This is a genomic window from Advenella kashmirensis WT001 (assembly GCF_000219915.2).
Classification (GTDB): domain Bacteria; phylum Pseudomonadota; class Gammaproteobacteria; order Burkholderiales; family Burkholderiaceae_B; genus Advenella; species Advenella kashmirensis.
Map to the genome: position 1 here is coordinate 333,431 of NC_017964.1, position 23,041 is coordinate 356,471.

Consider the following 23,041-nt stretch of genomic DNA (forward strand, 5'->3'; position numbering starts at 1 on the left):
GTTATATATTGTTTTTTCCTTCCTGTACTGCTGCTTTTACCGGAACAGATTGATGACAAGCCAGCCCAGCCCTCCCGTTCCTGCGCATCTGCTCAGGCAATCCGCAGCCAGCGATGACCGCCGCAAAGATCAATCCCGGCCGGTGCCGGACTCGGCTACCCAGGGCGATCAGGCTCTCAAGCTCCGGGGGCACCGCTGCTGGCCCATTGGCAGCCGGTACGGTCGGGTTCACATACCCTGGTGGACCAGATTGTGGATCGTTTTGTTGTCTGCATTGAACAGAATGTATTCAGGCAGGGTAGTCGCTTGCCGTCGGTCCGGCTGTTGGCGCAGGAATTGAATGTCAGTCGCTATACGATTGTCGAGGCCTATGATCGCCTGGTTGCGACCAACCACATTACCGCCAACGCCCGGTCCGGTTATTTCGTTCAGCATAAAAGACAGCCGGCACGGGGTATCAAAAGCGGTGAAATCATACCGACATTGTCCCAGGACAGAATTGATGTCCCCTGGATTCTGAATCGCCTTTTTTCGCAGCAAAACAATCTGGGCTTAAAGCAGGAGTGGCTGGACACCGAGATTGTCGCGCGTTCCATTCGCAAGGTGGCTCGCAAGATGCAACCATCTGCGCTTATGTATGGCGAACCCTTTGGGTTTGCGCCACTACGCCAGACGATCATGGCCCAGTTGGCCGCGCATGATTTGCATGTGCAGCCGGCCGGCGAGGTGCTGCTGACCACCGGTGTGACGCACTCGGTGGATCTGCTGATCCGTCAACTGGTCCGGCCTGGCGATTATGTAGTGGTTGAAGAGCCGTGCTGGTTTGTCGTGTTTGCCTATTTGCGCATGGTTGGCGTGAATATTCTGACGGTGGCGCGGACCCCGCAGGGACCCGATACAGCGCAACTGGAAGCGCATTGTCGCAAGCATAAGCCGGTCCTGTTCATCTGCAATAGTACCGTGCATAATCCTACCGGCTTTACCTTAAGCGCACGGGCTGCACATGATGTGCTGCGGTTGGCCCAGCAGCACGACATGTGGATTGTCGAGGACGATACCTACAGCGAACTGAGTGCGGGCCCGCCACTGCGTATCAGTACGCTGGATCAGTGCGAACGCACGTTTCTGCTTGGCAATTATTCGAAGACTCTGGGTGCTGCGATGCGAGTGGGCTATATTGCCGGGCCAGCAAATATTCTGAATGAAATAGCCATGCTCAAGCTGCTTTCCGGCCTGTCCACTTCAAGCCTGAATGAGCGTGTTATTCATGAAATCATTCACGGCGGGCATTATCGTTCTTACATAGAACGGCTGCGGCAACGCATCAATTGGGCACGCACCCAGATGCTGGAGCGATTGGGCGATCTGGGCTATGTCCTGGCTCAGCCGCCTGCAGCCGGGCTGTTTCTCTGGCTCGATATGTCCCGCGATGCCGAACCACTGGCTCGCCAGTTGAACCAGCATAATATTCCGGCCACGCCCGGCTCCCTGTTTTATCCTGATCAGCGCGTCAGCACCTACCTGCGTCTGTCGGTCAGCAGCTATGACCATCCCTATTTATGGGAGGCCCTTGCAGCCTGGCAGCAGGGCTGATTTGCGCCGCGATGAACGATTTGGCAGGGTTGCCCGCTGGCATACCTTACGGGCAGGCCTGCGATATCAAAACGGCGCTATTGAATGCTGTTTCGCAAGCGAGTCAGGACGCTTGCATGTGAAGATTCATAAGGGGCGGGATAATTGTCATATTCAGGCTTCGTGCACGGGCGCAGTGGCAGCATGATGCCTGACCGTGTCGGCGGCCTGCCTGGCTCCGTGGGGATCTGCAAACAGCGGGCTGCTGCCGATGATCTGGCCGTTGGCCGCTTTCAGATTGAAATAGGTCTTGCCGTTGGCGGATTTTTCAAAGACGTAGCGGCTGTCCGTTCCGGCATTCTTGCGAACCGACTCGATCCCGTTTTTGGCCGAAGCAAGGGTCGTATAGGTTTCACTTCTGAGGACAGATGCGCCATCTGCTGCGTGCAGGGAAAAATGAAACTGGCCATCAACGGATTTTTTGAGTTCGAAAGAAGCAGACATAGCAATGAATTTCCTTGCAAGTGTAATTGAATAAATACCGCATGAAAGAAACTGCCTGGCAAAGCATACTGCAAATTCGTAAAATGTAAAATGAAATAATGTGTCTTGCTTTCCGACAAGAGCGTGATGCGGTGCGGGCCGGCCGTGCGTGGGGCGTCAGTCAACGGCACTGTATTCGGTCGGCTGCCGGATGGCAAGTGTCATGTTGCGCTGCCAGATAATATGCAAGTGGTCCTCGGCGCGCTTACCGGCGCAACCCAACGCGTTGCCTGGGCGCCTTGGCAGCATGGACCGTGCTATCGGCCACGCCGCCGCCGCTTGCCGACTTTCTCGCACGACGGCTGCCGGTCTTAGTCTTGCCTGGAACCTTCTTGTTCGGGGATGTGCTGCTCGGGTGCTACTTGCTCAGGAGCTTGTTGTCCGGATGCTGGTTGCTCAGGGGCCTGTTGCCCAGGCGTGTCGGGCTGCGCAGGGGGCGGGGTCAATTGCCTGATTTGTAATTCGGCTGCTGCGGCACGTGTCTGCACGGCGTTGACAAACTCCAGCGGATCGTACTGCTTGCCATTCATGGCTACGGCGCCGGCAGAGGCCAGCGACGGGTCGCCTTCTATGTTCACGTTCAGGCCGATCTGACCCTGCTTGCGGTACAGCAACTGGTTGGTGACCAGGATATCGATAATAGTGTCCAGTTTTTCTGCTGTCGTGGGCTCGGGGACCGATCCTGGTGATGTCAACGCGCTGGCGTTAAGCTGGCTGACCCTGTTTGCGACGCCTTGCGGCATGGCCTGGTCTGCCTGCAACTGAAAACGGACCGAGCGCAGGGCATTGAGCAGCAGGGCGTAGGGGTCGTTTCCGAACTGGGACAGCAGGGGAACCGGATTGTTCAGCGCCACGTTGATCGTGGCACTGGCAGCGCCTTCTGGCAGGGTCCATGCAATGGGCCCTATCGTGAGTTCAGGCTTGCCCGAGAGCATCAGGTCCAGACTGGCCAGTAACGCCAGCCATTGCTGTTGTGGCGCTGCCTGCTCGCCGGCCTGGCCTGCGTTGAGCAGTTGCTGCCAGGCTTGCGTTATAAACTGCATGGCGCCGGCACGATCCAGTCCTGAAGCTGCCACGGCATATTGCAATTTGCCAAGATCGGTGCCGTTGATGCGAACCCGGTTCAATACGGTTGTTTGTTGCAGTGCCAACCCGCTGTCCTGGGTGTCCGCTTCCGAATCGGTCTGGTACTGATCAATTTCCAGTTTTGCATTGTCACTGGCAAGCGAGAATGCTGCTAATGTTGATTGCTGGCGCCATAACGGGTTCTTTGTATCGCGACCGTCATACTGCGACGACATCTCAAGATCGCGGAAAATTAATGTGCTGGTACCGGTTTCATTTTTTGGCGGCGTGACCTGTATTAACGGCATGTTGCCGGCAAATTGGGCCACCTGGTTGCTCGCGTCGACCGTGCCTTCAAAATGCATGCCATCAAAATGCAGCTGTCCGTCCCGCGTATTATTGAATGATAGCGAAGCCACGCTTCCGCGATATCGTGTCTGTCCGTCCAGATGGGTAGTCAGCAACAGCTCAAGCGGTGGCTGCCCCTGGCTCAGTTCGAACAGGCGTGAGGTTTTTTCATTGTTGATCAGGGTGACGTGGCTGAGCGCCCGCACCGGTTCCAGCTTGCCCTGCTGCAACCGGGACAGGGGCAGGGGACCGTGCTCGACCTGCACGTTGAAATCCAGCGAATGCGACTGCCCGGCATTGTCGATGCGCAGGGTCAGCGTGTAAGTAGAGGAGAACAGGCCGGCATCTTTTTTCTCCGACGTCACCTGCACGGGAAGCCCGTTGCTGCGCAGTTGTGCGTTGATGTCCTGCGTGCGGCGGATAACCTGTTCGTCTACTTTTGTACCGCTATACCACGTGCCACCGAAGTAGCCCAGTATAACCAGCAGCACAACGGCAGCCAGTGTCTTGGTAATTTTTTTGCCCATGATATGTGTGATGTGCAACATTCAATGATGTTGCGGCATGCCCCAATGAGTTTAATATTCCGTCAGTCCGATTGCAGACGCAATGTTGCGGAATGTAAGATGTGGCTTGCGGGGAAATTGCCCGAATGAAACTGTGGATGAATTGTAAATGAAAAAAGTCTACCTTGCCGGCTTTGATGTCTTTCGGCCGGATGCAGCCAGCTATGGGCAATGGCTCAAAGCGCTATGCGCGCGTCATGGCTTTGCCGGGTTGTATCCGCTGGATAATGCAGCACCGCCGCAGTTAAGCGGTGCCGCGCTGGCCGACTGGATTTATCGCGCCAATATTGCGCTGATCGAACAGGCCGATTGTGTCATGGCCAATCTGAATCCGTTCCGCGGTCTGGAGCCCGATTCGGGCACCGTGTTCGAGGTGGGTTATGCCGTGGCCAGGGGTAAGCCGGTCTGGGTCTATACCGAACAGATACAACCGCTGGTGGCGCAGGCCGGTGTGCAAACGCAGGACGGGCGCGTTGTGGATGCGCAGGGTTACACGGTAGAGGATTTCGGGATGAATCTGAATCTGATGATTGCCTGCAGCACGCAGATTGTGCAGGGCGATGCACTGGCGTGTTTGCAGGCGATGCAGGCAGCCGATTCATAATGCTGACAGCAGGCCCGCAACAAGACCCATAGTCCTGGCGCGGGCCTGCCTTTATTCTACTTATGGTCTTTGAGCTTTGCCTTCTTTTTTTTGGGTAGAGCCAGCATAGTGCCGCGGCAGGCCTGCGCGCCGCACAGGCATTTATATTGTTCGCGCAGCGTTTTGGTGATTCTGCCGTCCATGATCAGCCCGTAATCATAAAACAGTTCTTCGCCCTTGAGGATATCGCGAATTGCATAAATGTAGACGCGTTTGCCACCACTGCCTTCCTGGGTTTCGCAATTTGGATTGCAGCTGTGATTGACCCAGCGCGAATCGTTGCCGCCGTTGCCGCCGTCAATGATCTTGCCGCCGCTGGTGGAAAAAAAGAAAGTGTGGAACGGATCATCCGGGTTGACCGGGTGCATGTCATCGGCCTGTTTGGGACTGATGCGTTTGCCCGTGTATTCAATGATACGGGTGCCTTGTGGTATATTGCGGGCAGCAAAAACACCATTGCCGTGCAACGTGGATTTGCGCACGACATGCCAGGGTGGATTGGCGATATTTTTCTTTTTTTCGATCATTTTTTCTTGACGCCAAAACAATGGTCCAGTGTCGGGAAAGTGCCTTCGCGTACCTCGTTGGCGTAGGCTTGCACGCCTTCGCGGATAGCAGCCTGTACGTCGGAGAACTGCCGTGCGAATTTGGGAATGCGGTTGGGCGTCAGATTGAAAATATCTTCTGCCACCAGGATTTGACCGTCGCATTCGGGCGAAGCACCAATGCCAATGGTCGGAATGCTCAATGCCTGTGTAATGCGGCGCGCCAGGGGCTCTGCGGTGCCTTCGATCACCACAGCAAAGGCGCCGGCCTGTTCCTGTGCCAGCGCATCCTGATAGATGATTTCGGCCGCTTCATCTGACATACCCTGGGCCTTGAACCCGCCCATGGTGTTCAGATATTGCGGCATTAAGCCGATGTGAGCCAGCACGGGAATACCGCGGTCGACCAGAAAGCGCGTGGTGGTGGCCAGCGGCGTACCACCTTCATATTTGACGGCATCGGCGCCCGATTCCTTGAGCAGGAACGCGGCGTTGCGAAAGGCCTGCTCGGGCGATTCCTGATAGCTGCCAAAGGGCATGTCTACCACGACGCAGACATTCTGCGTGGAGCGCACCACGGCCCGTGCGTGGGCAGCCATCTGTTCCAGCGTGATGGCCAGCGTGTTCTCCATGTTGTAACCGACCATCGCGGTGGAGTCCCCGATAAGAATCATATCCAGGTACTCGTCCAGCACCCGGGCAAAGGGCGCGGTATAGGATGTGAGCGAGACAATTTTTTTCTGGTTTTTGTAGGCCCGCAATTGCGGGACGGTAATCCGTTTTGCTGTGGTATGCACACTCATCAAAAGCACCTTTCTGGAAATACGGCTGGCCGCCTGCGGCCACATGGCGAAGGGGTAAGTTTACCGTGTAATCGCGGGTTTTCTGTCAGTGCATGACAAAAAGGATATTATTTAAGCTTCTATAGAAAACCTGTCTGTCAGTTGGATTTGCATAATGAACACACCCCAGAACGATACGCCTGCCTTCAATGGTGCCCGCCTGATGCTTGAAACCCTGATTGCAAACGGAGTCGATACCATTTTCGGCTATCCCGGGGGCGCCGTATTGCCGCTGTATGATGCGCTGTATTCCGAGCCGCGCATCCATCACGTGCTGGTTCGCCACGAACAGGCTGCCATGCATGCGGCCGAGGGGTATGCGCGCTCGACCGGCAGGCCCGGCGTTGTCCTGGTCACCTCCGGCCCGGGCATGGCCAATACCACTTCCGGTTTGCTTGATGCATTGTGCGACTCGATACCTGTCCTGTGTATCAGCGGACAGGTGGCAACCGGCGCCATCGGCACCGATGCCTTCCAGGAGTGCGATGCGGTAGGCATTTCCCGGCCGGTCACCAAATGGAACGCCCAGATCAAGCGGGTTGAAGACGTGGCCGCCATGACCGCCAAAGCCTATAACATGACGGCCGCCGGCCGCCCGGGACCTGTGCTGATTGATTTTCCCAAGGATATCCAGATGGCGCAGGCGCCCCAGGAACCCGAAGGCGAAGTGATCGAGCCTGCCGTCAATACGGCTGGTCAAATGACCTCTTCCGTGATGCAGGCTGCCATCAAGCGCGCCGCTTCGCTTATCGCCAATGCCAAGCGGCCCGTGTTTTATGGCGGCGGCGGGCTAATCAATTCCGGCCCGGATGCCTGCGAGGTATTTTCCAATCTGGTTAGCTACACCGGTGCGCCGTGCACGCTCACGCTGATGGGGCTGGGCGCTTTTCCGGCCAACGACAAACAGTTCGTGGGCATGCTGGGCATGCACGGCACGCTCGAAGCCAATCTGGCCATGCATCATGCTGATCTGATCGTATGTATCGGCGCCCGCTTTGACGACCGTATTACCGGACGCCTGTCCGACTTCTGCCCGCATGCCGTCAAGATTCACCTGGATATCGATCCTGCATCCATTGATAAAGTGGTGCGGGCCGACGTCGCGCTGGTGGGCGATTGCTATCCGGTGCTCAAGTCACTGTTTAATGAAGTCAAGTCGCTGGAGCGCGAGCCCGGGTTGATTGACGATTGGTGGACGCGCATTGAAAAATGGCGCAGCACCAATTGTCTTGGCTTTACGCCGTCGGACGACGTGATTCTGCCGCAGCATTTGCTGGCCACGGTCAATGACCTGATTGAAGGCCGGGATGTGATTGTCAGCACTGATGTCGGCCAGCACCAGATGTGGGCCGCGCAGTATCTGAAGTTTCGTGAACCCAATCGCTGGCTGACCTCAGGCGGCGCAGGCACCATGGGTTACGGCGTGCCTGCGGCGATCGGCGCACAAGTGGGCAATCCGGATTCGCTGGTGGTATGTATTAGCGGCGACGCATCCGTCCTCATGAATATCCAGGAGTTGTCGACCGCGATTCAGCACGAAACACCGGTCAAAGTGATTCTGTGCAACAACCGGCATATGGGCATGGTTCGCCAGTGGCAGGAGTTGATTCACGAGGGGCGCTATAGCCACAGCTATAATGCTTCCATTCCAGATTTTGTCGCGCTGGCCACGGCTTTTGGGTGGGGGGCGGCCACGGTGTCAGATCCGCTGCAGCTGGAAGATGCCATCCGCGATTGCTTTGACTATGACGGCCCTTATTTTCTGAATGTGGAAGTGCAGCCGCAGGAGAACTGTTTCCCCATGATGCCGGCTGGTTATGGGCATCAGCAGGTTATGCTGTCTGAAGATACCTGGTACGTGGAAGAATAATCGCGGCAGCCTGTTCTGTTTGAATGCAAGCCCGGTCATTGTTATGGCCGGGCTTTTGTTTTGATATGCGGGTTCGATGCGCTTTGACCATCGCCTTAAATACCACTCTTCGATTCAATTGCATCTGTGATTGCGCCGCCTTTTTCCTATGACATTGTTTATTATTATTGATATATATTAATTACTAAATAATATATATTAAACTGGCCATATTCTTTAAAATGGTGAGTTACGCATTCCTTTATATCATTGCGTAATAATCAAATAAAACCAGCAAGGGAAAACCCTTGCATTTATTCATTGAGTTGCAGAATGAGTTATCACCCTCCCGAAATAGACGGACTGCCCGGCCTTGAAGCACGTTTGCAGGAAGATCTTTCTCGTCTTGATCTGCCCGGCAAGGATTGGGTGCAACCTCGGGTGGTGAACGGTGAACGCTTGCTCGATGTTGCCATTATTGGTGGCGGGATGGCCGGGTTGACTGCCGCTGTTGCCTTGCGCAATCTGGGTGTGCGCGCCTGTAATTTCGATCGTGCGCCAGCTGGCTTTGAAGGGCCGTGGGCAACAACGGCGCGCATGGAAACCTTGCGTTCGCCCAAACAGCTGACGGGGCCCGCTCTGGAGACTGCCGTCGCTTACGTTTCGGGCGTGGTTCGAAGCACAGTACGGACGCCAGGAATGGGAGGCGCTGGATAAAATACCGCGCTTGCAATGGATGGATTATCTGCGCTGGTATCGCAAAGTCATGAATGTGGATGTTCGCAATGAACATCACGTTCGTCATGTCCATCTGCACCCGGACAATTATCTCGAATTGACATTGCAGGCTCCTGAGGGCGAAAAAGTTGTGGCTGCCCGGCGCCTGATTCTGGCGACCGGCCGCGATGGCCTGGGTGGGCCGGGTTATCCGGCGTTTGCCGATAAGGTGCCGGCTCATCTGCGTGCGCATTCTTCGGATTACTTTGATTACAACACGCTTGCCGGCAAGCGTGTCGGGGTGATCGGCGCAGGCGCTTCGGCCATGGATAGCGCGGCCACTGCACTGGAAGCCGGTGCGCACAGTGTGGATATGATCATCCGACGTAACGAGATTCCGCGTATCAACAAAGGCAAGGGCTCCGGCAGTCCCGGCCTGGTGCACGGCTACGCTGGTTTATCGGACGACTGGAAGTGGCGAATCCGCCATTACATCAATGTGCAGCAAGTGCCGCCACCCAAAGGCAGCACCTTGCGTGTGGCGGCTCATCACAATGCCCGTTTCAACGTCGGCTGTCCGGTACTGGATATTGATGTGCGCGATGACGTGATTTATCTGACCACGCCCAAGGGCACATTTGTCCTGGATTTTCTCATTTTTGCCACAGGCTTCAATATCGACTGGCACCTGCGTCCGGAATATGCCGAGCTGGCACCGCTGGTGCGAACCTGGGGGCAACGTTATCACCCACAGCCAGGGCAGGAAGATGCCGAACTGGCTGCCTGTCCCGATTTGGGGCCGGGTTTCGAATTCCAGCCTCGCGCGGGCGTGGATGCCCCCGTTTTGGCGCATATTCACTGTTTCAGCTATCCCGCGGTGGCCTCGCATGGCACGGTCTCGGGCGATATTCCGGCCATTTCCGATGGGGCATCGGCCATTGCCCGCTCCATTGCCGGCTCCCTGTATCAGGAGGACGTCGCCGATTATTATGCGCAACTGGAAGCCTATGCTGAACCGGAGCTCGATGGCGATGAGTGGACACCTGCCGGTCCGCCCTTGCCTGTGGAGGCGCAATGACGCTGTGGTTGATTAAACGCGTTCTGCAGGCGTTGCTCATTATCCTGTTGATGACCGTGATCGTCTTTATCGGCCTGCACGCAGTTGGCAACCCGATTGATATTCTGATCGGACCTGATGCCGATCAGCGTGACCGTGCCCGCATCATCGCGCAGATGGGGCTGGACAAGCCATTATGGCTGCAATATTTTCATTTCCTGGCCAGTGCGGTGCAGGGCGACCTGGGCAACAGCTTTGTGTACAACCAACCGGCCTTGCAACTGGTGCTGCATCGGCTACCAGCAACCATGGAGCTGGCAATGGCCGCCCTGGTTATTGCGATTGTGGTAGGGGTACCGCTGGGGCTCATAGCCGGCCTGTATTCAGAGAGTATTGCTTCCCGCACGATCATGACCGGCAGCATCCTGGGCTTTTCTTTGCCCACCTTCTGGGTCGGTCTGGTGCTGATCATGGCATTCAGCGTCAGCCTGGGATGGCTGCCCTCGTCAGGACGAGGACAAACCGTGACACTGTTTGGCTATCAATGGTCGTTTCTGACGCTCGATGGCCTGCGGCACATGTTGTTGCCGGCAGTCAATCTCGCACTATTTAAGGTTTCACTTGTGATCAGGCTGACCTACGCTGGCGTGCAGGAAGTGCTGCCGCTGGACTATATTCGTTTTGCCCGCGCCAAGGGCCTGAGCAATCTGCGGGTAATCGGCGTACATGTGCTGCGCAATATCATGATTCCCCTGGTTACTGTGCTGGGGCTGGAGTTTGGTTCGACCATCGCCGGCGCCGTGGTGACCGAAAGCATCTTCTCCTGGCCTGGTGCGGGCAAACTCATTCTGGACAGTATCAACGGCCTGGACAGACCGGTTATCCTGGCCTATCTGGTGATTATTGTCTGTGTGTTCGTAACCATCAATTTACTGGTGGATATTGCCTATCGCTTGCTTGATCCGCGCGTTCGGCTGGAGGGCGCGCGATGAGCCAGCCCGTGACCGAGTCTGCCGTGCAAGCCGTGATTGCTGCACCCAAGCCGTCGCTGTTTCGCGAACGGCTGGCCGATTTTTTCTCTTCCAAGCGTGCAGTAATCGGCTTTGCGCTACTGTTGCTGCTGGCTTTCGGGTCGGTGTTTGCCCACTGGCTGACACCGCAAAATCCGTATGATCTGATGCAACTGGATATCCTGGATTCGCGCCTGGCGCCAGGCAGCGCCAACGGTGCCGGTACCTATAACTACTGGCTGGGAACAGACGGACAGGGAAGGGACCTGCTGTCTGCCATCCTGTATGGCCTGCGTATCAGTCTGACGGTCGGTGTTGGTTCTGCGCTTATTGCAAGTGTGGTTGGCACAATACTGGGTGTGCTATCGGCCTACGCCGGGGGCCGTATCGACAGCTTTATCATGCGCACCGTGGATCTGATGCTGTCGTTTCCGTCAATTCTGATTGCGATGATGATTCTGGCGTATCTGGGCAAGGGTATCGGCAATGTGATATTGACGCTTGTGATACTGGAATGGGCCTATTATGCGCGCACCGCCAGGGGCCAGGCGTTGGCAGAGCGACAGAAGGAATATGTAGAGGCGGCCAAAAGCCTGAATATCCCCCAATGGCGGATCATGCTGCGGCACATCCTGCCCAATTGCCTGCCGCCTCTGATTGTGATCGGCACCTTGCAGGTTGCACGCGCGATTACGCTGGAGGCAACCATGAGTTTCCTGGGATTGGGTGTGCCCGTGACCGAGCCTTCGCTGGGATTGCTGATCGCCAACGGCTATCAGTACATGCTTTCGGGACAGTACTGGATCAGCCTGTTTCCGGGCGTGGCGCTGCTGGTCACCATTGTGGCGCTGAACCTGGTGGGCGATCGCCTGCGGGAAATTTTCAACCCGCGGAGGCAGCGATGAGTGCGGTACCTTTGCTGGACGTTCGCGATCTGCGCACGCATTTCATGACCCGAGCCGGCCAGGTGCCGGCCGTGGATGGCGTATCGCTGCAACTGGAGTCGGGACGCATTCTCGGACTGGTCGGTGAATCCGGTTCAGGCAAATCCGTCACGGGCTTTTCCATCATGGGCCTGGTCGACGAGCCGGGCCGTATCGTTGGCGGACAGATTCTGTTCAAGGGGCAGGATCTGCTGAGCCTGCCGCAAAAGCAATTGCGTCACCTGCGCGGTAACCGCATTTCCATGATCTTCCAGGATCCAATGATGACATTGAATCCGGTGCTGCGGGTAGATACGCAAATGGTCGAAACCCTGCGCGCTCACGAAAAAATCAGCCGCAAACAGGCCTGGGAACAATCGCGCGATATGCTGGGGCTGATGGGCATTCCCAGTCCTGAAGCCCGTCTGTCGGCCTACCCGCATCAGCTTTCTGGCGGCATGCGTCAGCGTGTGGCCATTGCCATAGCGCTGTTATTGCGCCCCGATTTGATCATCGCAGACGAGCCGACAACGGCGCTGGATGTCACGATTCAGTCGCAGATTTTGTCGGAAATACAGAAACTGTCGGCCCGCTACGGTACAGCTTTGATCTGGATTACCCATGATCTGTCGGTGGTCGCCGGGCTCGCTGATGATTTGCATGTGATGTATGCCGGAAAAATTGTGGAAGCCGGCACGGTAGACCAGGTTCTGGACAATCCGCAGCATCCATATACCCAGGGCCTGATCCAGAGCCTGCCGGCCAATAATGTGCGAGGGCAGCCATTGCGGCAGATTGCGGGCATGACGCCCAATCTGCTGTCATTGCCTGCCGGCTGTGCGTTTGCGTCGCGTTGTCCGCGACGCACCGCTGTCTGTGATACGATGCCGGCGCTGGATGAGTTGGCGGCCGGTCATCGGGTGCGTTGCTATCATCCGGGCGCTGTTCCCGAAACGGAAGTGACACTATGACAGATGCAATAAAAGTGCCGCTGATGCGGGTCAGCCATGTGTCCAAAACCTTTGGTCATGCCAGCGACGGGATACTGGACCCCTGGCTGCAAAAGCTTCGGCTGACCCGTCCCTCGGCGCTGACGCGTGCAGTGCATGATGTTAGCCTGGATATTGCCAAAGGCGAAGTGGTCGGCCTGGTAGGCGAGTCCGGCTGTGGCAAGTCAACGCTGGGCCGGATGGTGGCTGGCATTATGGAGCCGACAGCGGGCCAGGTGCTGGTTAACGGCCAGGACCTGAAAACGTTGCCCAGGCACGAGGCCGAGGCGGCCCGCCTGAAAATCCAGATGATTTTTCAGGATCCCTATTCCAGCCTGAATCCGCGCATGCGCGTGCGCGACATTGTGGGAGAGTCCCCGCGACTGCACAATATGGTATCGGCGCGTGACCTGGACCAGTATGTATCTGAACAGCTTGAGCGCGCCGGTCTGTCGGCCAGCCTGCGCAACCGTTTTCCGCATCAGTTCAGCGGCGGGCAACGCCAGCGCATCGGTATTGCGCGGGCATTGGCCGTGGCGCCCGATATGCTGGTCTGCGACGAAGCGGTTGCCGCACTGGACGTTTCCATTCAGGCGCAGATTCTGAATCTGTTCATGCAATTGCGTGCAGACCTGGGTCTGACCTATCTGTTTATCAGCCATGATCTGGGCGTGGTGGAGCACTTGTCAGATCGTGTGGTGATCATGTATCTGGGCCGCATCGTTGAACAGGCGCCGGTTGCAGAGATTTTCAGCAGGCCCAATCATCCCTATACCCAGGCCCTGCTGGCCGAAATTCCCAAAATGCGGGATCGCAAGAAAGTGTTTTCGATTATCAAGGGTGAAATACCCAGCCCGCTTAATCCGCCAGCGGGCTGTCATTTTCATCCACGCTGTCCGCATGCCATGCCTCGTTGCCGTGCCGAAGTGCCGTTGCTCAAAGCAGTAGCAGGCGGGCATTTGAGTGCCTGCCACTTGAATGACCAAACCTGAGTGGGCGTCAGGGATTAACTGCCCGATTTCGATTGTGTTGATTATATTGATTAAGTAGCAGCAACCTTTTAAAGGAATATAAATGAAAAAGCGCGTACTGGCTGCCATTGCAGCAAGCCTGATGGCCGCAGGCACTATGGCCCACGCAGAAGAACTGAAAATCGCCTTTGCCGACAATCTGTCTTCGCTGGATCCGCAACTGAATAATTTCGCGGGCGACCGCTCTGCCGGTCTGTTCTTTTTTGATATGCTGGTCAATAACTATCACAACAAACTGTTGCCCGGCCTGGCAACAGAGTGGAAAAACACCAGCCCGACGACCTGGGAATTCAAATTGCGTTCGGACGTCAAATGGAGCGATGGCACACCGTTTACAGCGCAGGACGTTATCTATTCCATTGAACGCATCCGCAAGGTGCCCGGTTCTGTCGCGCCATTCACAGGCTACGTGCGCACGATCAAAAGCGTGACAGAGAAAGAACCCGGCACGCTGGTATTTGAAACCACGATTCCCAATCCCGGTTTGCCGCTGAATCTGGCTTCTGTGCATCTGGTGCAGAAAAAAAGCACAGAGAATGCGACAAGCGATGACTTCAATTCAGGCAAGGCGCTGATCGGTACCGGTCCGTATAAACTGGTTTCCTACACGCCAGGCGCAGGCTTTCAGGTTGAGGCCAACCCCACGTACTGGGGTGAAAAACCATTGTGGGACAAAGTTTCCTATCGCTATGTTGCCAACGCTGCAACCCGTTCTACGGCCTTGCTGTCCGGTGATGTAGACGTGATCGATAAAGTATCGGTGGCCGACCTGAAAAAACTGCAAGGCGATGATAAAGTGAAGGTCTACGCCTATAACGGGCTGCGCGTTTTTCTGCTGCAACCCAGCTTTAATCCTAAACCCAATAAATTCATTACCGATAACAACGGCAAACCACTGGATAAAAACCCGCTACTCGATCTGAAAGTGCGCCAGGCATTGTCGCTAGCGATCAATCGCGAAGCCATCGCTGATCGCATTTTGCAGGGCAGTGTGACGGTAGCCGAGCAGTGGATGCCCAAGGATTCGATTGGCTACAATCCGAATATCAAGCCGATTGCCTTTGACGCCCAGAAAGCCAAAGATCTTTTGAAGGAAGCGGGTTACCCTGACGGCTTTAACCTGACCGTGCATGTGCCGACCGATCGCTACCCCATGGCGCCAGAGACCGTGCAGGCAGTTGCCCAGTTCTGGAGCCGCATCGGCGTGAAAACCCAGGTTTCCGTGGTGCCATGGGCCGTATACTCGGGAGCCGCCCGGAAAAATGAATACGCCATGTCTGTGATTGCCTGGGGTAACGGAACCGGTGAAGGCAGCTATGCCATGGTTAACATTCTGGCTACCGTGAACCCCGAGAAAGGTTTGGGCGCATCCAACTGGGGTCATTACAGCAGCCAGAAGCATGACGACTATCTGAAGCAGGCTACCGAAGAATTCGATGATGCCAAGCGTGAAAAAATCATCCAGGACGCTGCCCAGGTGGTCTCCGACGAAGTGGGTGTGATTCCCATGTTCCATTACAAAAACATCTGGGCGGCGCGCAAGGGCTGGTGGTCAAACCACTGAGTTCGGATCGTACCGTACCGGTTATGGTAACCAAGGAATAAGCTGGCAGCAGCGGTAATACCAGCACCTCGCCATCCATGTTTTGCGGGCCCGATGTGCAGATTTTGCATCTGCCGCGGGCCGTTGGTGATGGTGCGAATGCAGAATTAATGGAAGATCTATGTCAAATGAAATACTGTCGGTAACACCGGCTGATGCGCTGATCGACGAACCACGAACCATCCGCGTTGAAGGTTTGTCGGCTGGCGAGCGTATTACGATCGTGAGCCAAACCGAGCGCGCCGCTGGTGTCATATGGCGCAGCCAGGCACAATTTGAGGCCGACGCCCAAGGTGTTGTGGATTTGACGCGCCAGGCCCCGCTGGCGGGCAGTTATCAGGAGGTGTCTCCCATGGGCTTGCTGTGGTCGCAGGTGCCGGAGCAGGATAATTGTCGCGAAGTCTTTGCAGACACGATGGCTCAACCGCTGATTACCGAGTTGACTGTGAGCACCGCCAACACGACGCTGCGTGCAACGCTCACACAGCGCCTGATGCAAGAGGGCGTAGAACGCATTGAGGTACGCGAGGATGGCCTGGTGGGAACATTGTTTTTACCCGCCACGCCGGGCCCTCATCCGGCCGTCATGATTTTGAACGGCTCGGGTGGCGGTATTAACGAGCCGCGTGCGGCATTGTATGCGTCGCGTGGATATATTGCATTTGCATTGGGTTACTTCAAGACGCCGGGATTGTCCGATTATATTTCCAATACGCCACTGGAGTATTTCAGAAAGGGCATGGACTGGCTGCGCCGAACGCAGCGCCCGCTGGGCGGCTTTGTTGCCCTGAGCGGTCAGTCACGTGGCGGCGAACTGGTGCTGCTTCTGGCCAGCATTTATCCACTGGATGTGAGTGCCGTGGTGGCGTATGTGCCTGGCGCAGTGGTGCACAGCGGGCAGAACGCGGCTGACCCGAAAGTGGGGCGCGATGGCCCCGCCTGGCTGCTTAACGGCAAACCGTTAACGCATGTCTGGCAGGACAATAAAACGGCCACCTGGGCGCCATTTGACGAAGGCCCATCGCCACATCGCCACGCACGTGCCATCATGACCGCCTTGCAGGATAGCGAGGCAGTCGCTCGCGCACGTATTGAGGTCGAGAAGATTCAGGGGCCGATCATTCTGCTGTCCGCTACCGATGACGGCGCCTGGCCATCCAGTTTGTACAGCAAAATGATTTACGATCACCTGGGCCAGGTCGGATTTGGGCACGTCGTGCAGTGGGTGGATACCAAGGACGGGGGCCACAGCATTGTCTTCCCCTATGTGCCAACAACCCAGCTGGTCTATGCGCATCCTGTTTCCGGCAAAATTAATACCGGCGGCGGGACACCCTCGGCCAACGCCCAGTCCGACGAGCACAGCTGGACCGCAGTCAGGGAATTCCTGCAGAATGCTGTGAGAGCGCACCTTAAGGGCAGGCAATCGCATTAGCCTTCCGGGGGGCGACAGGCAGCCGTGCGTTTTTCTGCTGATTGCGCACGCCTGACCGATTGTGAAGAATCTGCTACGCAGACGCTAATATTTTCCCGTGAGTCCACCATCCACGATCAGTTCAGTACCGGTGATGTACGAAGCCTGATCGGATGCCAGAAATGCGATGGCATGGGCGACTTCCCAGGCGGTGCCCATTCTTTTCATGGGGACCTGGGCATCGCGTTTTTTTCGAACTTCCTCCATGTCATTGGAGGAGGAAAAAACAGCACCCACATTTTTCTGGATTCTGGGCGTATCAATCAGCCCCGGGATAACGGTATTGGCTCTAATATTTCGATCAGCATATTCATGGGCAATCAGTTTTGTCATCTGGATCAACGCCGCTTTGGTAACGCTATAAGCCAGGTGAGGATACCCCACATAACGGATGCCTGCTACTGAGGCGACAGACACGATGCAGCCTGCGCCACGTTCGATCATGCCTGGTATCAGGCGTTTTGAAAGCAGCAGCAGGCTTTCCACATTGGTTTGCTGAATGCGTTGGAGGTCTGCTACGGATGTTTCCTGGATGCCACCGGTTTTTCCAATGCCTGCATTGGCGATCAAGGTCGAGACCGGGCCAAATCGCTCGGTGGCAATCTTCAACACATGATCCATTTCTTCGGGGCGCGTAATATCGCCTTGCAGCGGTAAACAGATTCCGCCGATGTGCTCGATTTCCCGGGCGGTCGCGTGGGCAGCCTCGGCATTGCTGTCCAGAGCAATGACTTTTGCGCCGGACCGGGCCATGAGTACCGACGTTGCCTTGCCGATACTCCAGCCTGGTGCACTGCTGCCGGCGCCGGCGACCAGTACGACTTTTTCTGCATCAACCATTGCCTGTGTCCCTTTTTGTATACGGAATGGCCTGATCAATGGTGTCCCAGATAAAACGGCCTGACGGAATGTTCTGCTCTTCGGCGATATGGGAGACCAGCCCCGCGGCTCGCGAGATGACCGCAAAACCGCGCATCAGTCGTGATGGCACACCAATGGCGCCAAGCAAGGAAGCCACCGCCCCGGTTGCGTTGATCGTAATGTGCCTGGCATATACCTGATCCACGGCGCGGCTCAACAGTTTCAGCGCGTCGATATAGTGGCGCTCCAGTGTCGGTTCGCTGTCGGCAAGATCAAGCAGCTTCAATGAACGTGGGTCGTCGGGCTTGTGCAGATGATGACCAAATCCAGGCAGGGGCTTTTTCTGGTTTTTATATCTTGTGGCAATGGTCAGTGCCGCTTCTTGCTGATCAGCTGAAGCAATGATCTCGTCCAGCAATATCGAGCAGTTTTCCATTGTTCCCACAAACTGACTGCCAACGGCCAGCAGTCCCGAGGCCACCGCGCCCTGCAGATTTTCCGGCGCGCTCATGTAGATCAGTCTGCTCGCAATAGCACTTGGCGTTAGTCCGTGTTCCATCAGGGTGACCAGGACGGCATCTACAATTTTGATATCAACCGGTCGGGCTTTTCTTCCCATGATCTGCAGGAACATGACCTCCGTGAAGGTCGCCTCTCCGATCAAATCATTGACAAGGTCCTTGTCGCGGTAGTTCATACCGGTAAGTGAGTGTGCGCATAGTTCGGTGACGGGCTCTTTCATCGTGTACTCCTATTTACAATTAGCGTGTTTCGGTGGTGTCCTGCATGCTTGCAAGGACCTGTTCCTGAATGGTTTTTTTGAGCACCTTGCCCACTGGTGAGCGGGGCAGGTTTGCAAAAATATAGATATTTTTCGGCGTGTGAACCGGGCCCAGTTTTTCCCTGACCAGTTGCTTGAGCTCGTCCGCTGTCACGGCACTGCCAGCGCGCAATTGAACAGCGGCGTTCACCGACTCACCCCATTTTTCGTCTGTGATTCCAAAAACCGCTGACTCGTACACTCCAACGTGCTGTGATAGAACATTCTCAACATCAATCGGGTAGACGTTGAAACCACCGGTGATAATCACATCGCGAATTCTGTCTTTGATGAACAGAAACCCCTTTTTGTCGATAAAGCCGACGTCGCCCGTATGCAGCCATCCATTTTTTATCGTTTCGGCTGTTTTTTCGGGCAGGTGCCAGTAGCCCGTCATCACAAGATCTCCGCGGATCACGATTTCGCCGGTTTCATTCGGAGGCAGCCGATTCTGCTGTGGATCTACAATCGCAATGTCGGTGAACCAGCTGGCTTGCCCGACAGAAGCGCGGTATTGCGGCAGAGCCAGTGTTTCCGGTCCGATCAGCGTGGCTATTTGTGGTGCTTCCGTTTGCCCATAGGTTGTGGCAAGGACGTTGCCGAAAAAATCCTGAGCACGTGCTATTTTTTCTGCCGGCATGCCGCTCCGCCGTATATCAGCAGCCGCAGGCATGGAAAATCCTTTTCTGATTCGGCTGCGGCGATCAGTTTGTAGATGAGTGTCGGGGGCATGAAAGTCATCGTCCCCTTTTGTTCTCTGAACGCGTGCGCAATGTCGGCTGCTTCTGCGGAACCGGACAGCACCAGGCACCGCCCTGTGCCAGTACAGGTAAAACATAAGTTCCGGTGCCATGACTGATGGGCGCGCAAATGACAAATTTGTCATCGCTTGTTATTTTCCAGCCGTGGATCTGATTGATAATGACGGCCACCCAGGCCCGGTACGGTTGCATCACCCCTTTGGGCATACCGGTTGTGCCGCCTGTGAATTTGATGGCCTGGATGTCGTCATCGGCCCTGTTTACTTCGGCAAGATGCTGTCCGGTAAACTGTTCTATCAAGGTGGGAATATCATCGGTATTGATGATATGCACGTTCTCCAGGTCGGCTGTCAATGCTGCACCATAACCGTCCTGAATGATAATAGAAGGCTTGATGACGGTTGTGATTCTTCTGATTTCTGTCGGCGTGCTTCGGTAATTGAGTGGCACCCATACCTTGCCGGCAGCCATAATGGCAAGCATGGCCACAATATAGGCGACCGAGTTCTGCGCGCATAGTCCGACCATGGAACCGGGTTCGCCATCCAGCTTGCCAATTGCGCAAGCCAGGGCGCGTACCTGGTCTGCCAATGCGCCATAACTGACGTTTTCCTGCCTTGATTCAATGGCCATCCGTTCGGGATAGCGGATGGCTGCTCTGTAAAAAAAATCGATTGGATACATCTTGTTGTTACCTTCTTTCAGTTAGCCTGCAGATTCGCCTGGCGCACGACTTTTTCCCATTTCGCAATTTCGTCCCGGGTAAATTGATCCAGATAGGCTGGGGTGTTCTCTACGGGCGCTGCGGTATAGCCGTTTTTGGCAAAGCTGTCTTTGACTTCGGGACTGGCAATCACCTTGTTCAATGCTTCATTCAGCGTGCTGATAATCTTGTCGTCGGTCCCTGTGGGGGCGGCAATGGCAAACCACGAACTGACCAGGAAGTTGTCAATTCCTTGTTCCTTGAAGGTGGGCACCTCCGGTAGCGCGGGATCGCGTTTTGCTGTTGTGACCGCCAGCGGTACGAGCGTGTTCGATTTGATTCTTGCTACAGACGAAGGAATGTTGTCAAACATCGAATCGACCTGAGCGCCCAGCAAATCGTTGACTGCGGGGCCGCTGCCTTTGTATGGAATATGAAGAATGTTCGTGCCCGTCAGGATCTTGAACAGTTCACATGACATATGAATAGACGACCCTATGCCTGATGAGGCGCAGGTCAGCTTTCCTGGATTCTTTTTTGCATACGAAATATATTCGTCCACTGAATGGATGTTTTTTTTCGGATTGACTACTAGCACATTGCCGATGGACGCGATGAAGCCGACACTTTTAAAGTCTTTCAGATAATCATAGTTCAGGTTTTTATAGAGTGAACGGTTGATTGTGTTGGCAATGCTCCCCACCAGCAGGGTATAGCCGTCATTCTTAGCCCGGGCGACGTATTCCGTGCCGATATTGCTATTGGCCCCGGGTTTGTTTTCCACAATAACCGTTTGGCCCAATTGGCTGGACAAGCCTTTCGCAATCAATCTTGCGAGGATATCGGTGGCGCCTCCTGCGGAATACCCAACAACCAGGTTGATGGGGCGATCGGGATAGGCCGCTGCCACAACAGGGGAGGCTGACAGTAGCGCCAGCGTCAGCGCCGTCATGCCAAAGCATTTTGTGTTCATCATGTCTCCAGTCTCATGTTTTATTGCGTTGATATGCAGCTGCATTCTAGTCAGGTTCAAAAGTGTGACAAAATCAATTTGTCCATAATTTGGACATAAGGAGCTTATATGCATTACAAGGATGAGCCCAAAACGTTGGTACGCGGGCTGGCCATACTGGAGGCGCTCAGCACTGCAGATTCGTCCGGATTGAAGATCGCACAAATCGCCGCGCGAACCCAAATATCACGGCCGACGGTGTACCGTTTTGTCAGCGTTCTGCTCAATAACGGATATATCAGAGAGATTGCTGGCTCGGGCCGCTACACATACAATCGCGACAAACTGAACCAGATTGCCGATGTTGGGGATGAATCCGAGTAGCAATTTAAGGACGTATTGAGAACGATCAGCGAGAAGACGGGAGACTCGTCTTTTCTGATCAGGCAGGATAATGCGGATTCGTTATGTATTCATCGGGAGATTGGCACGTACCCCTTGCAGGTTCTGTCTATCCAGATTGATCATAAGCAGCCGATGGGCGTGGGAGCAGCCGGGCTGGCATTGCTTTCTTATCTGCCGGAGTCTGAGCAGGAGCGTATCCTTGCCGAGAACGAACATAAACTTTATCCCTATGGGGCAATTACAGTAAAAAAGCTGCGATTGCTGATGACGGCGACGCGAGAGCGAGGATGGTCTGCGGTTGGCAATGCAGCCGTGCAGGGCGTGCTTGGCGTAGGCGTGGCCATTGCCGATAGACGTGGATGCCCCAGGTTTGCCATCAGTGTATCGTCGGTCGAGGCCAGGTTTACCGTTAAACGTCAGAAAGCGGTTGTGCAAATAATAAAAGATGAAATTGCCGCATTGGATTCATATGGCTGCATAAAATGACCAGCCCGCATCCTGTCTATAACAACAGCAGCGTACAGGTGCGCGAAATTTTGGCCAGTCTCCGTTAGAATGTCATATCGCATACGTCATGAATTTACGAGCAACAAAGCAAAGGAAATATTATGCAAAGCGCAGAGGCATTCGATCTGATCGATACGCTGCTCAATCTGAAGCCGGACAGTAAAACCTGGCAGGCCCGGCAGTTCAGGGAGAAAGTAAAAAACGGTACGCAGGCAAGCTATGCAGCCCTGTTTTCACCCGGCCTGAGTCTTGCTCTGCAGGATCGCTGGCTGGTTGCCCTGTATGCCAGCAGCCTGATGAACGCACATGAGCTGACGGCGCACTATACCGAGCAGGCGCTGCAAGCGGGTATCGACGAGAAACTGGTGCAGATGGTGGCCGAAGACCATGTTGAGGATATTGGGAAATCTGAATTGAACAGTGCCCTGCAATTTACAAAAAAACTGATTCTGGACCCGATAGAAGGCAACGAAGAAGCGTTGCTGACGTTGAAAAAATCAGGTATGTCTACACAGGACGTGGTTGTGCTTGGGCAATTGATCGGGTTTCTGGCCTACCAGATACGTCTGGTAGCCGGATTGAAGGCGATGCAGAAACTGGAGCAGGCAGCATGAGCGATGTAATCAAAGCTAACGGATTTACCAACCAGACGCTGGGCTGGAAAGCCTGGCTGGATGTGGTGGACGCCAATGCCGCTACACCGGAGCAGAACAAAGTGCTGGAAGCGAGCCACCCGCAGGCAAAGACGTCTGATTATTATCTGCTGCTGGTGCATGAGCCGCACATTCTGGACCAGCGCTCCTTCACGTATAACGCCATCATGTATGCGCCAGGCGGGTTAAATCGCGCCGACCGTGAACTGGGCGCCCTGGCGGTATCGCGAATCAATGGTTGCGTCTATTGCGCTTCGGTGCATGCGCAGCGCTTCGAGCAACTGGCCAAACGTAATGAAATCGTGCGCGACATGTTTGTTGATCCCGCGACTGCAGCAAAAAATGAACGCGATGCTGCCGTGATCGAGGTTGCGACAGCCCTGACACGCGATGTATCCGGGTTTGATGCCCAGAACTTGCAGGTATTGAAGGACCAGGGCTTCAGCGAAATCGAGATGCTGGACTTGATCCATTCGGTATCGGTGTTCGGCTGGGCCAATCGCCTGATGCAGAATCTGGGCGAGCCTGTTTTTCCGGCGGAGTGATCAGGTCATCGGCGGAGTAATCAATCAAGTTCAACATAGGGACGATGAGCGCGATAA

Annotated in this window: 19 protein-coding genes and 3 pseudogenes; 14 read left to right on the forward strand and 8 right to left on the reverse strand. The window is 55.2% G+C overall.

What is annotated here, in order from left to right:
• The first annotated feature begins 252 nt into the window (after window positions 1–252).
• Complete coding sequence (locus tag TKWG_RS01545) at window positions 253–1,593, forward strand: aminotransferase-like domain-containing protein (RefSeq protein ID WP_148274449.1); 1,341 nt, start codon at window positions 253–255, stop codon at window positions 1,591–1,593.
• Window positions 1,594–1,746: 153 nt separating this feature from the next.
• On the opposite strand, the gene TKWG_RS01550 is transcribed toward TKWG_RS01545, so the two are convergent.
• Both TKWG_RS01550 and TKWG_RS01560 read right to left on the reverse strand, forming a co-directional pair.
• The gene (locus TKWG_RS01550; protein WP_014749130.1) at window positions 1,747–2,076 is read right to left on the reverse strand and encodes a YegP family protein; all 330 of its coding nucleotides are present in this window, start codon (window positions 2,074–2,076) and stop codon (window positions 1,747–1,749) included.
• Window positions 2,077–2,426: 350 nt separating this feature from the next.
• Entirely contained in the window at window positions 2,427–4,076 is a 1,650-nt protein-coding gene (locus TKWG_RS01560) for a YdgA family protein (protein ID WP_014749132.1), read from the reverse strand.
• 127 nt (window positions 4,077–4,203) lie between these two features.
• On the opposite strand from TKWG_RS01560, the gene TKWG_RS01565 reads away from it, so the two are divergent.
• Window positions 4,204–4,698, forward strand: coding sequence for a nucleoside 2-deoxyribosyltransferase (locus TKWG_RS01565; protein WP_014749133.1), 495 nt, complete (start codon window positions 4,204–4,206; stop codon window positions 4,696–4,698).
• A gap of 56 nt (window positions 4,699–4,754) precedes the next feature.
• On the opposite strand, the gene TKWG_RS01570 is transcribed toward TKWG_RS01565, so the two are convergent.
• Window positions 4,755–5,264, reverse strand: coding sequence for an SET domain-containing protein (locus TKWG_RS01570; RefSeq protein WP_014749134.1), 510 nt, complete (start codon window positions 5,262–5,264; stop codon window positions 4,755–4,757).
• Complete coding sequence (panB, locus tag TKWG_RS01575; protein WP_041709753.1) at window positions 5,261–6,085, reverse strand: 3-methyl-2-oxobutanoate hydroxymethyltransferase; 825 nt, start codon at window positions 6,083–6,085, stop codon at window positions 5,261–5,263. Before panB ends, TKWG_RS01570 begins: the two co-directional genes overlap by 4 nt.
• 154 nt (window positions 6,086–6,239) lie before the next feature.
• Here panB and ilvB point away from each other — a divergent pair, with 154 nt between their 5' ends.
• From ilvB to TKWG_RS01615, 8 genes and pseudogenes are all read left to right on the forward strand, one after another.
• A complete protein-coding gene (ilvB, locus tag TKWG_RS01580; protein WP_014749136.1) occupies window positions 6,240–7,994 on the forward strand; it encodes a biosynthetic-type acetolactate synthase large subunit in 1,755 nt (584 codons plus the stop codon).
• A gap of 312 nt (window positions 7,995–8,306) precedes the next feature.
• Window positions 8,307–9,768, forward strand: a pseudogene (locus TKWG_RS01585) (NAD(P)-binding domain-containing protein).
• Entirely contained in the window at window positions 9,765–10,739 is a 975-nt protein-coding gene (locus tag TKWG_RS01590; RefSeq protein ID WP_014749139.1) for an ABC transporter permease, read from the forward strand. The pseudogene TKWG_RS01585 and the gene TKWG_RS01590 overlap by 4 nt, the downstream one beginning before the upstream one ends.
• Window positions 10,736–11,662 (forward strand): ABC transporter permease, encoded by a 927-nt coding sequence (locus tag TKWG_RS01595; protein ID WP_014749140.1) that lies wholly within the window; start codon window positions 10,736–10,738, stop codon window positions 11,660–11,662. The genes TKWG_RS01590 and TKWG_RS01595 overlap by 4 nt, the downstream gene beginning before the upstream one ends.
• Window positions 11,659–12,651 (forward strand): ABC transporter ATP-binding protein, encoded by a 993-nt coding sequence (locus TKWG_RS01600; protein WP_014749141.1) that lies wholly within the window; start codon window positions 11,659–11,661, stop codon window positions 12,649–12,651. Before TKWG_RS01595 ends, TKWG_RS01600 begins: the two co-directional genes overlap by 4 nt.
• Window positions 12,648–13,661, forward strand: a complete 1,014-nt coding sequence (locus TKWG_RS01605) for an ABC transporter ATP-binding protein (protein ID WP_014749142.1) — start codon at window positions 12,648–12,650, stop codon at window positions 13,659–13,661. The genes TKWG_RS01600 and TKWG_RS01605 overlap by 4 nt, the downstream gene beginning before the upstream one ends.
• Window positions 13,662–13,743: 82 nt before the next feature.
• A pseudogene (locus tag TKWG_RS01610) lies at window positions 13,744–15,305 on the forward strand (ABC transporter substrate-binding protein).
• A gap of 119 nt (window positions 15,306–15,424) precedes the next feature.
• Window positions 15,425–16,738 carry an acyl-CoA thioesterase/BAAT N-terminal domain-containing protein gene (locus tag TKWG_RS01615; RefSeq protein WP_014749144.1) on the forward strand — a complete coding sequence of 438 codons (1,314 nt, stop codon included), beginning with the start codon at window positions 15,425–15,427 and terminating at the stop codon, window positions 16,736–16,738.
• 84 nt (window positions 16,739–16,822) lie between these two features.
• Here the strand turns inward: TKWG_RS01615 and TKWG_RS01620 are convergent, their stop codons facing one another.
• The 4 genes and pseudogenes from TKWG_RS01620 to TKWG_RS01635 all read right to left on the reverse strand — a co-directional run bounded on the left by TKWG_RS01620 (window position 16,823) and on the right by TKWG_RS01635 (window position 20,895).
• Window positions 16,823–17,617, reverse strand: coding sequence for an SDR family NAD(P)-dependent oxidoreductase (locus TKWG_RS01620; protein ID WP_014749145.1), 795 nt, complete (start codon window positions 17,615–17,617; stop codon window positions 16,823–16,825).
• Window positions 17,610–18,380 (reverse strand): citryl-CoA lyase, encoded by a 771-nt coding sequence (locus TKWG_RS01625; RefSeq protein ID WP_014749146.1) that lies wholly within the window; start codon window positions 18,378–18,380, stop codon window positions 17,610–17,612. Before TKWG_RS01625 ends, TKWG_RS01620 begins: the two co-directional genes overlap by 8 nt.
• A gap of 19 nt (window positions 18,381–18,399) precedes the next feature.
• Window positions 18,400–19,903 (reverse strand): annotated as a pseudogene (locus TKWG_RS01630) (class I adenylate-forming enzyme family protein).
• A gap of 17 nt (window positions 19,904–19,920) precedes the next feature.
• Window positions 19,921–20,895: a Bug family tripartite tricarboxylate transporter substrate binding protein gene (locus TKWG_RS01635; RefSeq protein ID WP_014749150.1), complete on the reverse strand. Its 975-nt coding sequence runs from the start codon at window positions 20,893–20,895 to the stop codon at window positions 19,921–19,923.
• A gap of 108 nt (window positions 20,896–21,003) precedes the next feature.
• Between TKWG_RS01635 and TKWG_RS24325 the strand changes: the two genes are divergently transcribed.
• The 4 genes from TKWG_RS24325 (at window position 21,004) to TKWG_RS01650 (ending at window position 22,984) form a co-directional block, all read left to right on the forward strand.
• The gene (locus tag TKWG_RS24325) at window positions 21,004–21,258 is read left to right on the forward strand and encodes a helix-turn-helix domain-containing protein (RefSeq protein ID WP_050981500.1); all 255 of its coding nucleotides are present in this window, start codon (window positions 21,004–21,006) and stop codon (window positions 21,256–21,258) included.
• A gap of 15 nt (window positions 21,259–21,273) precedes the next feature.
• Window positions 21,274–21,765 (forward strand): IclR family transcriptional regulator domain-containing protein, encoded by a 492-nt coding sequence (locus tag TKWG_RS24330; RefSeq protein ID WP_238534287.1) that lies wholly within the window; start codon window positions 21,274–21,276, stop codon window positions 21,763–21,765.
• Window positions 21,766–21,887: 122 nt separating this feature from the next.
• Complete coding sequence (locus TKWG_RS01645) at window positions 21,888–22,400, forward strand: CMD domain-containing protein (RefSeq protein ID WP_014749151.1); 513 nt, start codon at window positions 21,888–21,890, stop codon at window positions 22,398–22,400.
• Window positions 22,397–22,984: a peroxidase-related enzyme gene (locus tag TKWG_RS01650; protein ID WP_014749152.1), complete on the forward strand. Its 588-nt coding sequence runs from the start codon at window positions 22,397–22,399 to the stop codon at window positions 22,982–22,984. Before TKWG_RS01645 ends, TKWG_RS01650 begins: the two co-directional genes overlap by 4 nt.
• Window positions 22,985–23,041: the final 57 nt, after the last annotated feature.

Bases quoted from the DNA above. Each gene is read 5' to 3' on its own strand.
- TKWG_RS01550 (WP_014749130.1), bottom strand. From the start codon at position 2,076: ATGTCTGCTTCTTTCGAACTCAAAAAATCCGTTGATGGCCAGTTTCAT.
- TKWG_RS01560 (WP_014749132.1), bottom strand. From the start codon at position 4,076: ATGTTGCACATCACACATATCATGGGCAAAAAAATTACCAAGACACTG.
- TKWG_RS01565 (WP_014749133.1), top strand. From the start codon at position 4,204: ATGAAAAAAGTCTACCTTGCCGGCTTTGATGTCTTTCGGCCGGATGCA.
- TKWG_RS01570 (WP_014749134.1), bottom strand. From the start codon at position 5,264: ATGATCGAAAAAAAGAAAAATATCGCCAATCCACCCTGGCATGTCGTG.
- panB (WP_041709753.1), bottom strand. From the start codon at position 6,085: ATGAGTGTGCATACCACAGCAAAACGGATTACCGTCCCGCAATTGCGG.
- ilvB (WP_014749136.1), top strand. From the start codon at position 6,240: ATGAACACACCCCAGAACGATACGCCTGCCTTCAATGGTGCCCGCCTG.
- TKWG_RS01590 (WP_014749139.1), top strand. From the start codon at position 9,765: ATGACGCTGTGGTTGATTAAACGCGTTCTGCAGGCGTTGCTCATTATC.
- TKWG_RS01595 (WP_014749140.1), top strand. From the start codon at position 10,736: ATGAGCCAGCCCGTGACCGAGTCTGCCGTGCAAGCCGTGATTGCTGCA.
- TKWG_RS01600 (WP_014749141.1), top strand. From the start codon at position 11,659: ATGAGTGCGGTACCTTTGCTGGACGTTCGCGATCTGCGCACGCATTTC.
- TKWG_RS01605 (WP_014749142.1), top strand. From the start codon at position 12,648: ATGACAGATGCAATAAAAGTGCCGCTGATGCGGGTCAGCCATGTGTCC.
- TKWG_RS01615 (WP_014749144.1), top strand. From the start codon at position 15,425: ATGTCAAATGAAATACTGTCGGTAACACCGGCTGATGCGCTGATCGAC.
- TKWG_RS01620 (WP_014749145.1), bottom strand. From the start codon at position 17,617: ATGGTTGATGCAGAAAAAGTCGTACTGGTCGCCGGCGCCGGCAGCAGT.
- TKWG_RS01625 (WP_014749146.1), bottom strand. From the start codon at position 18,380: ATGAAAGAGCCCGTCACCGAACTATGCGCACACTCACTTACCGGTATG.
- TKWG_RS01635 (WP_014749150.1), bottom strand. From the start codon at position 20,895: ATGAACACAAAATGCTTTGGCATGACGGCGCTGACGCTGGCGCTACTG.
- TKWG_RS24325 (WP_050981500.1), top strand. From the start codon at position 21,004: ATGCATTACAAGGATGAGCCCAAAACGTTGGTACGCGGGCTGGCCATA.
- TKWG_RS01645 (WP_014749151.1), top strand. From the start codon at position 21,888: ATGCAAAGCGCAGAGGCATTCGATCTGATCGATACGCTGCTCAATCTG.
- TKWG_RS01650 (WP_014749152.1), top strand. From the start codon at position 22,397: ATGAGCGATGTAATCAAAGCTAACGGATTTACCAACCAGACGCTGGGC.